13 protein-coding genes and 1 riboswitch are annotated in these 14,558 nt (G+C 29.6%); of the genes, 10 read left to right on the forward strand and 3 right to left on the reverse strand.

The features are described 5' to 3' along the window. Window positions 1-366, reverse strand: a complete 366-nt coding sequence (locus tag B3086_RS03005) for a GntR family transcriptional regulator (RefSeq protein WP_150841796.1) — start codon at window positions 364-366, stop codon at window positions 1-3. 391 nt (window positions 367-757) lie between these two features. Between B3086_RS03005 and B3086_RS03010 the strand changes: the two genes are divergently transcribed. The 8 genes from B3086_RS03010 to B3086_RS03045 all read left to right on the forward strand — a co-directional run bounded on the left by B3086_RS03010 (window position 758) and on the right by B3086_RS03045 (window position 10,650). Next, window positions 758-3,175 carry a PAS domain S-box protein gene (locus B3086_RS03010; protein ID WP_346876599.1) on the forward strand — a complete coding sequence of 806 codons (2,418 nt, stop codon included), beginning with the start codon at window positions 758-760 and terminating at the stop codon, window positions 3,173-3,175. A gap of 156 nt (window positions 3,176-3,331) precedes the next feature. After that, the gene (locus tag B3086_RS03015; protein WP_346847566.1) at window positions 3,332-3,901 is read left to right on the forward strand and encodes a TetR/AcrR family transcriptional regulator; all 570 of its coding nucleotides are present in this window, start codon (window positions 3,332-3,334) and stop codon (window positions 3,899-3,901) included. 212 nt (window positions 3,902-4,113) lie between these two features. Continuing rightward, window positions 4,114-6,855, forward strand: a complete 2,742-nt coding sequence (locus B3086_RS03020; RefSeq protein WP_346892768.1) for a YhgE/Pip domain-containing protein — start codon at window positions 4,114-4,116, stop codon at window positions 6,853-6,855. Between the two features lie 69 nt (window positions 6,856-6,924). Continuing rightward, window positions 6,925-7,026, forward strand: a riboswitch (purine riboswitch). A 137-nt stretch (window positions 7,027-7,163) separates the two neighbouring features. Then, the gene (locus tag B3086_RS03025; protein ID WP_346847564.1) at window positions 7,164-8,510 is read left to right on the forward strand and encodes a nucleobase:cation symporter-2 family protein; all 1,347 of its coding nucleotides are present in this window, start codon (window positions 7,164-7,166) and stop codon (window positions 8,508-8,510) included. After that, window positions 8,510-9,088, forward strand: a complete 579-nt coding sequence (locus tag B3086_RS03030) for a xanthine phosphoribosyltransferase (RefSeq protein ID WP_346847563.1) — start codon at window positions 8,510-8,512, stop codon at window positions 9,086-9,088. The genes B3086_RS03025 and B3086_RS03030 overlap by 1 nt, the downstream gene beginning before the upstream one ends. A gap of 299 nt (window positions 9,089-9,387) precedes the next feature. Then, window positions 9,388-9,648, forward strand: a complete 261-nt coding sequence (locus tag B3086_RS03035) for a hypothetical protein (protein ID WP_346876595.1) — start codon at window positions 9,388-9,390, stop codon at window positions 9,646-9,648. A gap of 61 nt (window positions 9,649-9,709) precedes the next feature. After that, window positions 9,710-10,141, forward strand: a complete 432-nt coding sequence (locus B3086_RS03040) for a hypothetical protein (RefSeq protein WP_346879648.1) — start codon at window positions 9,710-9,712, stop codon at window positions 10,139-10,141. A gap of 107 nt (window positions 10,142-10,248) precedes the next feature. Beyond that, a complete protein-coding gene (locus B3086_RS03045; RefSeq protein WP_346879647.1) occupies window positions 10,249-10,650 on the forward strand; it encodes a hypothetical protein in 402 nt (133 codons plus the stop codon). Between the two features lie 124 nt (window positions 10,651-10,774). On the opposite strand, the gene B3086_RS03050 is transcribed toward B3086_RS03045, so the two are convergent. Next, complete coding sequence (locus tag B3086_RS03050; RefSeq protein ID WP_346879646.1) at window positions 10,775-11,434, reverse strand: GTP pyrophosphokinase family protein; 660 nt, start codon at window positions 11,432-11,434, stop codon at window positions 10,775-10,777. 153 nt (window positions 11,435-11,587) lie between these two features. Beyond that, complete coding sequence (locus tag B3086_RS03055) at window positions 11,588-12,325, reverse strand: NAD-dependent protein deacylase (RefSeq protein WP_346879645.1); 738 nt, start codon at window positions 12,323-12,325, stop codon at window positions 11,588-11,590. A 270-nt stretch (window positions 12,326-12,595) separates the two neighbouring features. Between B3086_RS03055 and B3086_RS03060 the strand changes: the two genes are divergently transcribed. Next, on the forward strand, window positions 12,596-13,138 hold the full coding sequence (locus tag B3086_RS03060) for a flavodoxin domain-containing protein (RefSeq protein ID WP_346876591.1): 543 nt from the start codon (window positions 12,596-12,598) through the stop codon (window positions 13,136-13,138). 162 nt (window positions 13,139-13,300) lie between these two features. Continuing rightward, window positions 13,301-14,377 carry a helix-turn-helix transcriptional regulator gene (locus B3086_RS03065; protein ID WP_346876590.1) on the forward strand — a complete coding sequence of 359 codons (1,077 nt, stop codon included), beginning with the start codon at window positions 13,301-13,303 and terminating at the stop codon, window positions 14,375-14,377. Window positions 14,378-14,558: the final 181 nt, after the last annotated feature.

Raw genomic sequence — 14,558 nt, forward strand, 5'->3', positions numbered from 1 at the left:
TTATTCCTCCTCATACATATTCATAATTAGTTCTAAAATTTCTTCTTTAGAAAACCCTAAGGTTTTACTTTTGTGGATAAAATCCCTTAGTAATTCTTTAGAATATTCTTTTCTTAGATTATCTATTATAGTTTCATCCTCTGTTAAAAATTTTCCGATACCCCTTTGAGTATTTATTAATCCTTCATTTTCAAGCTCAGAATAAACTCTTAATATAGTGTTTGGGTTAACTTTGAGTTCACTGGCATAATCCCTAACAGACAATAATCTCTCCCCCTTTTTAAGTTCTCCAGAAACAATTTTCATTTTCATGTAATTTTTTATCTGAATATATATAGGTTCCTTTGAGTTTAATTCTAACTCCATTTCATCACCTCATCTTATCAGTTATAGTGTCTTAATTACATGATACACTAGTACTGACTTAAATGGTATTGTTTAAAAATGCCATATAATCTGATTAGAGTAAAATAGATATAAATTACTCTTGTTTTCTCTAATTTATAAGGAAATAAGCAATTTAAAAGATAAAATACTACAAAATAATCCAATATATAATAATTCATGTCATTAATTTGTTACTATATATTGTAATATATTACTTTAAAATGTATAATTGGTAGTGTGAATATACACTTGTAGAGAAATATGGAGATATAATATAAATAAATATACATATATGAAAAAGCTATAAAAATTAACTTTTATAATAATTTCAGTGCAGTGAAGAAAGATATAATAAGGGAGATGGAAGTTTATGGAACAGGTTTTTAATAGTCTGGATGATATGATATTAATAGTTGATAGTAAAGAAAAAGTTCTATTTGCAAACTCTAAGTTAATAGAACGGTTTGAATTAAATGAAAAAGACTTACAAAAATCTTATAGAGACATAGCTTTACAACAAGATAGGGATATACTAAGGGAACTTATATGTAATTTTGAAATGTATACTAATAGAGTTATAGAGTATACGCTTTCTTTACAAGGGTTAGGCAAAATTCACTGTGATGTAAATGTTAACAAAGGGATGTGGTACGGAGAGTCAGCTTTTTTTGTTACGCTAAAAGAAAAAGGAATATATAGTAAAAAAGATTTAGAAATACTTGTAGACAATCTACCCTATAGCATGTGGATGAAGGATGTTGAGGGCAAATATATATATGCAAATACTCAATATGTAAAAAACTTGGATGTTGATAAGGAGAGGGTTATAGGAGCTTATGACTGGAACTTTTGTGATGAAGACCAATGTGATTATTCAAGTGAAACAGATCATGAAGTAATTGTTGACAAAAGACCAATACTATATGAAAGAGTGATTCATAACTCAGAAGGTGATATTTGGCTTGAAACTTATAAGGCTCCAATATTAGACCAATATGGAGACGTAAAGTATATAATTGGTGTTTCAAGGGATATAACTTTTAACAAGAAGATAGAATCAGAATTGTTGGATAGCCATAAGCAATTTTATGCTTTAAATGAAGTAGTAAGCAATGGTTATAATGAAAGTAGTGGAAGATTTGATAATTTTAAAGAAGATATTATCCAAAAATTGGGTGTGGATGATATAAATATATGGACTTATGACGATAAGGAAGATAAACTTAATTGTAAATGTTATCTAGGAAAGTATAATGAAAGAGATATTGATAATATAGAACTTCCAATAACTTATGAAGAGTTGGAGGGATTTTTTAAAGAAGAAGGAGCAGAGGGAATAAAACTCTTATGTGATAGAAAAAACTATCCTAATAAAGATATATTAGAAAAAAAGGGTGTAAAATTTGTTGGAGTTTATAAGCTAGAATACAACAATAAGATTATAGGAGCTGTAAATTTTTTATATAGTAAAATGGATGATGCAAAATCAAGTAATGAAAAGTTCATAAGAATCTTATGTAATCAAATTGCGGTAATAATAAAAAATCATAGTTTATCTAAAGAGATTAAATTAGAACTTAAAAAACGTATGGAAACAGAAAGTGAATTACAATTATTTTTAGATACAGCCATTGATTTAATGGTTATAATTGGTGATAATGATAAACATAGAAAGTTAAATTCAGGGTGGGAAAAGACTTTAGGATGGAGCAAAGAGGAACTTTTAAAGATGAAGTGGACAGATATAATTCACCCAGAGGATTTAGAATTAAAGAATGAATTTATAAAAAAATTAAAAACAGAAGAAAAGATAATGAGTTTTAAGATTAGACTTATGTGCAAAAGTGGAGATTCAAAGTGGATTCAATGGAATAGTAGATATTTAAAAAGTAGAGGAATATCTATATGTACAGGTAAGGATGTAACAGAGCAGCATCAGTTAGAAGAGCAAAGAAAAAATTATGAGGAAGCAATAAAATTAGAGAAAATTAAAGGTGAGTTTTTCTCAAATATATCTCATGAATTTAAAACTCCTTTAAATATTATTCTTACAACTATGCAACTTATAAATAGTAATATAGAAAAAGAGCGTATTAGTGCTGACAAAGGCGTGGCTTTAAAAAGATACATGAATTCTATTAAACAAAATTCTTATAGATTATTAAGGCTTGTTAATAATCTAATAGATATAACTAAGATAGATGCAGGATATTATAAATTACAACTTGAAAATCATAATATTGTTAATGTGGTAGAGGATATTACTATTTCTGTAGCTCAGTATGTGGAAAATAAAGGAATTGAGTTAATATTTGATACAGAAATTGAAGAAGAAATAATTGCTTGTGATCCAGACAAAATTGAGAGAATAATGCTTAATTTATTATCCAATGCAATTAAGTATACAAAGGTAAATGGAAGAATTGAAGTATATTTAGGTATCGAAGACGGAAAAGTCTTTATATCAGTTATGGATAATGGAGAAGGAATAGAAAATGAAAAGGTAGATTTAGTATTTAATAGATTTATTCAAGTGGATGATATCTCAGAAAGAAGATATGAAGGTAGTGGAATTGGATTATCACTGGTTAAATCCTTAATCGAAATGCATGGTGGTAACATTAATGTGACAAGTAAGGTTGGGGAAGGTACTAAATTTACATTTTATCTTCCAATAAGGATTGTAGAAATGGAGGAGGGTGAAAAAGACCATGTGCCTCATAAAAGTGAAATGATAAGTTCAAAGGTAGAAAAATGTAATATAGAATTTTCGGACATATACAATTAATGTGACTCCTAAAATCATTATTAGAAATTTTATTTTAGTTTATTATTTAGTAGTATATAAATATTATGATATAATAATGTTTATATCACTAAAAGATAAAATATAAATTATAAGGAGTTGTGTTGCTTCATATCATGATGAATAGAAGCGTATATTATGAATAAGACTAGAAAAATTATTTTTGAGGCCGCGATAAAAGTATTTTCAAGCAATGGTTACGAGAGTGCCACTATGGATGAAGTAGCAAGCGAAGCTGGAGTTGCAAAGGGAACTTTATATTATCACTTTAAAAGTAAAGAGGAATTATTTTATTTTGTCGTACAGACAGGAATTGATTTAATAAACAGTGAAGTTGAAGAATCCATAAAAGAAATAAGTGACCCTATAGAAAGATTGAAGGAATCTGCTAGGGTTCAGTTAAAATATGTGTATATTAATAAGGATTTATTTAGAGTAATAATGAGTCAGGTATGGGGACAAAAGGAACGTCATGAAGAAATAAGAGAGCAGGTAATGAACTTAATTAATATGAATTCTAAATTTTTAGAAGGAATTACAAAGAGTAGAAATATTTCTGGCGAAGATTCAGATATATTAAGTTACTGCTTTATAGGGGTATTATTTTCATCTGCACTCTATGAAATTATAAATAATGATAATTATAATCATGATGAAGTAGTAGAAAAATTTATGGATTACATTAACTATGACATAAGGTTATCTTGAGATATGAGATATGAAATATAAATAAAAAATAATATACAATTTTAATAGAAGAGTTTTCTAACTAGAAGAATAGCAAGTTAGAAAGCTCTTTTTTAATGTTTTTGAAAAGGATAACAGTAAAAATATTCTTTAATAATATTGACTAGTCAGTGCAAAAATAGTATATATATAATATTGACTGTAAAGTATAAAAAATTAAAGAAGGTGATAGTGTGAACTTTTTAAAAATTGCCGGTAAGGATATAAAAAGCATTTTTAAGAACAGATTCATAAGAGTATCGGTTATTGCAATTATTATAGTACCATTACTATACTCATTGTTGTACTTAGATGCATTTTGGGATCCTTATGCGCGAATTCAGGATATGACCATAGCCGTAGTTAATGAGGATGGTGGTGCCTTACTTGATGGAGAACAGGTGAACTACGGTGAAGACATTGTAGAAAACCTAAAGGGAAATGAAGAGGTTGGCTGGGATTTCACTAGCAATGAAAAAGCCAATGAAGGTTTAGAAAAACAAGGGTATTATGCTAAATTTGTAATTCCAGAAGATTTTTCAGAAAGTGTTGTGGCTGCAAAAGAAGGTAAGCCTCAGGTAGCAGATTTACAATTTGTTTGTAACGAAAAGAAAAACTTTTTAGCAGCTCAAATCAATTCACAGGTTGAAAAATTACTAAAAGAAGAAATTGTAGGAACAATTTCAAACAACTATGTCACTGTTGCTTTTGATAAGTTATATGAAGCAAAAGATGGATTTATAAAGGTAGCTGATGGAAGTGAAAAACTTTATAATGGAATTGGTGAACTAAATGAAAAGGTACCTATGCTAGCGGAAGGTGCTAATAAACTTGGAGATGGTTCAGCACAATTAAAAGATGGACAAGGTGCTCTTAACTCTGGAATAAAGTCAATAAATAATGGCTTATCAGAAGTGAATAGTAAGGTGCCAACTTTAGGTTTAGGTGTAGATAAGTTATATTCTGGTTCACAACAAGTGACAAATGGACTATCAGAAGTGAATAGTAAGGTTCCAGCCTTAGGTTCTGGAGTAGATAAGTTATATGATGGTTCACAGCAAGTGACAAATGGACTATCAGAAGCAAATAGTAAGGTTTCAAATTTAAGTCCTGGAGTAAATAAGCTATATGATGGTTCAGGTGCATTAACAGGAGGAAGTAAAAGCCTTTATAGTGCATTTAATACAAGAATTTATCCAAATGTAAATTTACTTAAAGATGGAGCTAATAAGTTAAATGGTAAATTAAAAGATGGAGAAAGTAGAGTAAAAAAATTAAAAGAAGGTGGAGAAAAATTAAAAACTGCTAGTGATGATGTAGCAGCATCATCAACAGCCATAAATAAGGGATATCAAGAATCAGTTAAAGGTGGAGTTGATAAGCTTATAAGTGGCGTTAATAAATCTTCAGAAAAAATGAAGGATATATCTGAAGATATTATAACAGCAGTTAATTCAAATCCTGAAGTAGCAAAAGATCCCAATATTCAAGCTGCACTTGTAAATATACAAGCTTTAAACAAAGAAACTAGTGAAACACCAAAGCAGATACAAGAATTACAAGCAGGAACTAAGAAATTTGGGGATAACTTAGGAGAGTTTAATGGTTCTGTAAATGAGTACACTGGTAAGGTTAATGGATTTGCAACAGGTACAGTAGCTTTAACAGATAGTGTGAATGACATGGGTGTAGCAGTAAACAAAATAAGTGGAGGATTAAATTCCTTAGAAGCTGGACTTAATGAAAATACTAAAGATTCTTTTGGGTATGGATTAAAATTAGTATCAGACAATATGGATGCTTTAAATTCAGGTCTTGGAGAATTAAAAAGCAATATTCCAGCCTTAAGTGGAGGAATACAAGCTTTATATAATGGATCTAGTGAAATCTATGGTGGTCTTGGACAGCTAAGAAGCGAAGTTCCAACTTTAAGTGGAGGAATACAAGCTTTATATAATGGATCTAGTGAAATCTATGGCGGTCTTGGACAGTTAAGAAGCAATATTCCAGCTTTAAGTGGAGGAATACAAGCTTTATATAATGGTTCAAATCAACTAGTAGATGGTTCTAATGCACTGGTTGATGGACAAAACCAACTAAATAATGGAGTGTCAGAGTTAACAGGAAAAGTACCACAATTAGAAGATGGGGTAGATAAGTTATATAAAGGGTCAAATGAGCTTGCAACTGCTTTAAAAGATGGTGCAGGAGAGATGAAATCCGGACTTAAAAATTCCTCTGAGGAAATGGGTGACTTTGTATCAGCTCCAATAAATATGAAAAATGAACCAATAAATAAAGTGCCTAACTATGGAACAGGTTTTGCACCATACTTTATATCACTATCTTTATGGATAGGTGCAATAATGATGTTCTTCGTTATCTCAGCTAAAACTGATGATGATGCTAATTTATCCAAGTTTGATAAAGTTATAGGTAAATACTTATCCTTTGGATTTATAGGTTTATTACAAGCATTACTTGTAAGTGCAGTTGTAATGGGACTAGGATTAACCCCAACAAGTACAGGTATGTATTTTGCATCCATAGTATTCTTATCATTGGTATTTATAGCAATAATTCAATGTTTAATATCCCTATTTGGAGATGCAGGAAGACTTTTAGGAATAGTATTATTAATACTTCAACTAACAGCTTGTGCAGGTACATTCCCGTTAGAGATAGTACCTAAATTCTTTAAAGTGATTAATCCATATATGCCATTTACTTATAGTGTAGAATTATTAAGAGAAGTTATTTCAGCCAATACAATTAATTATGGAATAGTCGGAAAAGATTTCTTAATCCTTGGAATTGTTCTTCTTGTATTTTTAACAATATCAATAGTATTTAAAAATGCAGGGGAAAATCTCCAAAATATAATTGAAGGAAGAAAAGGAAAATCAGTGGAAAATATAAAAGAACAATCAATGTAACAGTAAACTTATTATTACAAAAAATCCTAACAATAGCTGGTTGTAAAATATAAATGTTCGTGTTATAATGACAATACAATTGGTAAGACTCGTATATAATCGGTAATATGGTCCGAAAGTTTCTACCTGCAAACCATAAATTTGCAGACTACGGGGAGTTGTATTTTATTATAACTATAATCATTATAGTGATGAATCACAGCACCTCAATTTTTATTGAGGTGCTTTTATTTTTTGATTTTAATAAATCTAAGGAAGTAGCTAACCCTTAGATAAAATTAAAAGAATATCTAAAAGGAGATGAACTTATGAATAATGAAGAACTATTAACTAATGATATTGAATTAACTTATGGTGTTGATGATAACCCAACTTTAGTTAAAAAGATATTATTTGGTTTACAGCATATATTTGCAGCTTTTGGAGGGATAGTAGTAGTGCCTCTAGTAATAGCAAGTGCATTAGGATTTGATGCAAAAATAACTACAACATTAATAAGTGCAACAATTTTAGCTTCTGGTATTGCAACCATAATTCAAGCTAGAGGTTTCGGAGTTATAGGTTCAAGGGTTGCTTGTATCATGGGTACAGACTTTACCTTCGTTTCACCAGCTATTTCAGTGGGAACAGTACTTGGACTTCCAGGAATAATTGGAGCTACTATTTTAGGAGCATTCTTTGAAATTATTTTAAGTTACTTTATTAAACCACTTATGAAATTATTTCCGCCAATAGTTACGGGAACAGTGGTATGTTTGATTGGACTTACATTATTACCAGTATCTATTGATTGGGCTGCAGGTGGAGTTGGAGCTGCAGATTATGGTAGTATTAAGAATTTATCAATAGCCATGTTTGTTTTAATTTTTACCTTGATTTTAAATAGATATGGAAAAGGTATGGTTAGTAGTGCATCTATTTTAATTGGGATGGTTGCGGGATATATAATTTGTATTCCTTTAGACTTAGTGAGTTTTACAGCTATTAAAGAAGCTAGTTGGATTTCCTTCCCTAAAATATTTGAATATGGAGTAACCTTTGATATAAAAGCTGTAATTGCATTTATTCCAGCATATTTTGTAACTACTATAGAAACTGTTGGATGTCTTAAGGCTATTGGAGAAACTTCTCAGATACACATGGATGAAAAACGTGTGGGTGCTGGTGTATTGGCAGATGGTATAGGAAGTATGTTAGGTGGAGTAGTAGGTTCTTTCCCAAATACTACCTTTAGCCAAAATGTAGGATTAATAGCATTAACAAAGGTAGCAAGCAAACACGTTGCAGTTATGGCAGGAATAATTATGGTGATTTTAGGTTTCTTACCTAAACTAGCAGGTCTAATAAGTGGAATACCACAACCAGTTCTTGGTGGAGTTGGAATAGTAATGTTTGGAACTGTTGCAGCAGCAGGAATAAAGACTTTAAGTAGAGTAAGACTTACTGAAAGAAATCTACTTATAATAGCTACATCTATAGCTTTAGGTCTTGGAGTTACCTTTAGGCCAGATGTTATAGCACAATTACCAGAAGGATTAAAGATGATTTTCTCATCAGGAATATCTACAGGAACTATAACTGCTTTAATATTAAATTTAGTATTAAAAGAAGATAAAGTAGAGAAAATAAAAGTAGAAAAAAGTGAGGTGGCATAATGGAAACTTTAAAAAATCGCATATTAAAAGATGGACATGCGTTAAATGAATCTGTATTAAAGGTAGATTCTTTCTTAAACCATGGAGTAGATGCTAAATTAATGCAGGAAATAGGAACGACCTTTAAAGAACATTTTGAAAACCATGGAATAACTAAAATCTTTACCATTGAAAGTTCAGGGATAGCTCCTACAGTTATGACCGCACTTCAAATGGAATTACCAATGGTAACACTAAAGAAACAAACATCTAAGATTTTAAGTGGAGATGTATATCAAACTACAGTACATTCTTTTACTAAAGCTGTAGATTATGAGTTAACTTTATCAAAGAAATTTATATCACCAGAGGATAATATACTTATAATAGATGATTTCTTAGCCTATGGAGAAGCAGCACAAGGTGCTATAAGATTGGTAGAAGAAGCTGGAGCAAAGGTTGCAGGAATTGGAATAGTCATAGAAAAATCCTTCCAACCAGGTCGTAAAAATCTTGAAGATAAAGGTTATGAAGTATATTCACTAGCAAGAGTTAGTAAGCTTGGTAAAGATATTATAGAATTTGTAGAAGAAAAATAAAAAAAGGTGCATGGGCACCTTTTTTTATTTTGTAATACGCTAATATCCATATTGCATATTCATGAATCTCGCAAACCCGCACTATGACAACAAATAGTTAACTATATAACTAGTTTTATATATGAATAGTATCCTATATAAATATTTATATAGGGTTATATTTTCATATATATCTATTTACATAGTTTAAATTTTATCTAATAATTCTAGATAAATGATTTTGTTAATAAAATTGTAATAATATTCAATGTGGACTAATAAAATGAATGGAGTGATAAAATTTACAAGGAGGATTTTGTATGGGTGTTGCTTCATTAGTAATGGGAATTTGTAGTATTGTATTTGCTGTAATTTCATGGGGGTGCCTATGGTGGTTATCTCTAATTTTAGGCGTTGTAGGTGTAGTATTAGGAATTATAGACATGAAGAAAAAGAAAGAATCAGGTGAAGCTTTTGCAATGGCTAAAGGTGGATTTATATGTTCCATAATAGGAATATGTATGGCTATTATATTTTTAATATTTATTGTGGGATTAGCTTCATTAGGAGCAGCAGTATAAAATTATATCATTAAAAGATGTCTGTATAGGCATCTTATTTTAGTTACAAGGAGGTTAAAAGTTGAAAAGTGAAGGAATAATAAAAGAATATAATATTTTTAATGTGATATTAATTACTTTAGTAATAGCTATGATATTTTTACCCTTTATATCTAGAGCTGTGAATAAATTATTTCCTATTACCTATGGATGCCTTTCTTATAGAATTTTAGGAGAGCCTTGTCCTCTTTGTGGATTTACTAGAGATATGAGAAATATTATATCTAGTGATATTTTTGCTCCTAAGCTAAACTTATTATCAGTACCAGCAGTTTTATTAGGGATATTTGAAATTTTTTTTAGAATGAAAATATTATTATCAAAGAAAAAATTAATGGATAATAAATTTAGAATTAAGATAATAAAATTTGATGCTATATATCATATATTTATGTGCTTTTCTTTTATCATCTATGGAATTCTATTTTATATATTAGATTTATCAAGGATTTAGAAGATGTAATAATTATTTCATTTTTGCTCAGTATAATAATTCTATCCTTTGGAAAACTTAATATATAGTATAGTTAAAATCCACTGAAAAGGAGAATGCATTTAGTTATGAATACACGTGTACCTTATCATAATTATATAGTTGTAATACCAAATGGAGACGTATTAGGCTTTGGAGAAGAGGATGATGCAAGAAAATATGTGGCAGGATATTATGTAGGAAAAATAGAAGAATTATCAGATGATATAAGTAAAGTCTATGTTGATTATGGAACAGATCCCCTTCAAGCTTCAGTAGATATATGTACTGAATTAGGAGCCTATGAAGGAGATTGTATTATTTATGATTTAGATAGTTTCATAGAAAATATTCAAAACTCTGGTATATTTGAAGATGAAAAGGAAGAACTTATACTAAAGCTTATGCAAGAAAAAATAAATTTGAATATTAATGATTATCAAGTAGATGACCTTTTATATGATACAAAAGTAGTTCCTAATCGAGATTAAAATACAAAACTTTCCTAAGATAAAATAATTTAAATAAAATTTGAGCATGTCTCTATATTGGAGTACATGCTCAAATTTTATGAAAAATAAATATATATTTGTAAAAATGTTACTTAATTAAGCATTAAATATGATTGTTCATAAGTCTGTTACGTGCCATAAGCATTTCCTCATCAAGGTGTGTTGTAGTACCAGCACAGTTTAACAGCATTGTGCTAATATCATCAGGCATTTCGCCCTCATATTTATATCTAAGCTTATGTTCTAGGCTTGCCCACGTATCCATTGAAATTGTTCTAAATTGAATCTCTACAGGAACATTTTCAACTTTCTTTGAAAAGAATACAGGAACACTAACAACTAAATGAAGGCTACGATAACCATTATCTTTTGGATTTTTTATGTAATCACGTTCCTTAATAATAGTTAAATCAGTTTGTGCCTTAATTGAAGCTGCAATTTCATAAACATCACTGAGAAAAGAGCAAATAACTCTAATTCCAGCAATATCAGTTAAAGTTTCTGCAGACTCAATAGAGAGTTCTAATCCTCTTCTTTGAAGTTTTTCAAGTATACTCTCAGGAGCTTTAAGTCTAGATTTCATATGTTCAATAGGATTATAAGAGTGAATACTTTTATATTCATCATTAAGTACTGCAAATTTTGTTTCGATTTCACGAAGGGCACAACGATATTTTAAAGAAAGAGATTTAAAATCTTCAATTTGGGTACTAAATTGTGAAATATCTATGTTTTTAAGATCCTTAAAAGGCAATTGTGGCATAATAAATTCTCCTTTGTATATGTATTAGGTCTTATAATAGTATAATATAAATTGCTTTTTTATTAAAGTGGGCATAAAATTAATATAGAAATATTAATGAGAAAATAACATAAGACTTTGGTTAATAAAAGGTAGTCAATGACTACCTTTATTTTATAAAAAATTAACTGACTCACTTAATACTTTCCCAATAGAATCGTGAATAACTAAGTCTGCTCTAGAATCAGCAGAAGTACTACTTTTATTTATAAGCACTAGATTTTTGCCTTTAAAATAGTTTATAAGATTAGCTGCAGGATAAACCACTAGAGAAGTTCCACCTATAATTAATGTGTCTGCTTTTGAGATAGCATCGATAGCTCCTTTAAGTACACTTTCATCTAAACCTTCTTCATATAAAACTACATCAGGTCTAACAGTTCCACTGCATTTAGGACAAGTAGGTATTCCCTTAGAATTTAAAATAAAATTCATATCATAGCTATCATTACACTTAATGCAATAGTTTCTATGAATTGAGCCATGAAGTTCAAATACATTTTTAGAACCAGCTGCTTGATGAAGTCCATCAATGTTTTGAGTAATGATTGCTTTAAGTTTGCCCATTTCTTCAAGGTTAGCAAGGGCTATATGTGCTCCATTAGGTTTTGCTTCAGGATATATAAGCTTTGCCTTATAAAAATTAAAAAATTCCTCAGGAAATCTTATAAAATAAGTATGAGAAACTAGTTGTTCAGGAGAAAGAGTCATGTTAAGTCTTGCGTTAAAAAGACCATTGGCACTTCTGAAATCGGGTATGTTAGATTCGGTAGATACTCCTGCTCCACCAAAGAATACTATGTTATTACTATTTCTTAAAATTTGTGTTAGTTTTTCTATTTCAGTATTCATATAATCATCTCCATAAATTATTTATTAATCCTATTATGACACGAAGTTATAGAAAATAAAATATACTTATAGAACATGTTGGATAATACTGTATTTGGTGTTATTATTAATAGTGGTATTAAAATGATAGTAAGGATATAAATGGATATTTAAATTGAGGCAAAAGATATCATATTAAGAAAAACAAAGTTAAAATATAAAGAAACACCATTTTACTATTACAGGTATAATAAAAAAATAATTAAATCGTTATACAAGGAGGTACTAAAGTTGGAAAATATAGTAGTACTATATCAATCAAAGTATGGAGCTACAAAAAAATATGCGGAATGGTTAGCAGAAGAGCTATCAAGTGACATAATTGAAACAAAACAAGCTGATATAGAACAAGTTGCAAAATACGATACAATTATTTTAGGTGGAGGTATTTATGCAACAGGTATAGCAGGAGTATCTTTTCTAAGAAAGCATTATGAAAAACTAAAGGGTAAAAGAATAGTAGTTTTTGCAGTGGGAGCATCTCCATATGATGAAAAAGCTATGACTGCTATAAAAGAGCGTAATTTTAAGGAGAAACTTAATGAAATCCCATGTTTTTATTGTCGTGGTGCTTGGAATGAGAAAAGTATGTCTTGGAAAGACAAAACCCTTTGTAATATTCTTAAAAAAGCTGTTGCAAAAAAAGACTCTAACAAATACGAACCTTGGGAAGCTGCATTAATGCAAGCAATTGGCTCTAACTTCGATTGGACAAATAAAGAAAATCTTAAGCCGCTTATTGAGTTTATACAAAAAAATTATAATGATATTTGAGATATGAGACATAGAGTAGGCTAATAACTATGACTTATAACCATAAAGTTGAATATCACTCAAGTTTTTTCAACTTAAGTATGAACTACTCTCCATTGTTGACAGTTGTAATTAAGCTTATAATAAAAGTACTAAAAAGGCTCAAAGGCGGAGGTAGTGAATATGAATAGATTAAATATTGGAGAGACTATTTTACATTTAAGGAAAGAAAAAAAGGTTACTCAAGAGCAGTTGGCAAGTATGATTGGAATTTCAGCAGGAGCAGTAAGTAAATGGGAGACTGGAAATTCAACACCAGATATTTCTTTATTAGCGCCATTGGCAAGAGCATTGGATACCTCTTTAGATGTTTTACTTTCCTTTCAACAAGAACTTTCTGAAGTAGAAGTAATTAATATAAAAAAAGAATTAGTTGAAGTATTTTTACATCAGAGTTATATGGATGGTGAATTAAGATGTAAAGAATATGAGAAAGAATACCCTAATAGTGTATATTTAAAATTGATAATTGCACAATTGATTCAAATGTATTCTATGATGTCAGGTAATGTTTCAGAGGAATGTATAAAATCAAGAATGGAGTATTGCTTAACTTTGCTTTATCAAGTTACTGAAAGTAAGGTTTCAAAGTATATATCAGTAGCTTTATTTTCTATTGCTAATATACAAATGACCTTAGAAAACTATGAAGAAAGTGAAAAGGCCCTTAAGGAATTATCAAATTCATTTATAGATCCCATGGTACTATATTCGTCATTGTTACAGAAGCAAGGAAAGAACAAAGAAGCGGAAAATATGTGCAAAGGAATGCTTATACAGTATTTAAATCAAAGCAATGCAATGATAGCAATATTAGCAAGGCTCTCAAAAGGTGAACATAATTATGAAAAGGCAGTTTTCTATTTAGATGCTCTAAATCAAGTAGAGAGTATATTTAAAATAGGGATGGGTTCAGGAGCATATAATTACTGTAGGCTATATATTGAAATAGGGGACAAGGAGCTTGCTGCAAAATGGTTTAACAATTATGTAAAAGAGCTACTTTCTACAGAATATGATTATAGCAATAACCCTTATTTTGAAAATCTTAAACTAGAGGTAAATGTGGAAGGGCAGAAGATAATAAGAAAAAAACTATTTCAATCACTTATGGATGAAGAAGATTTGAAAGTATTATGTGGAAGCCTAGAGTATGAAGAGGCAATTAAGGCACTAAAAAATACTGTTTCTGAAATGTAAAAGTGGATTTTGTATGTTCATCAGAAAAGTAAAATAAATAATATGTGAGTTTTGACTTTGAGATATTCATTGAACTCTATTTTGAAAAAAGAGGGTAATGGAACATTTATTTACATTTTTTTAATGCATGGGAAACATGTTGAGAAAAAGGGATGATACTTGTTAAGGTAATCAATACTAT

Source organism: Clostridium sp. UBA871 (genome assembly GCF_002295255.1).
GTDB classification, from domain to species: domain Bacteria; phylum Bacillota; class Clostridia; order Clostridiales; family Clostridiaceae; genus Clostridium_J; species Clostridium_J sulfidigenes.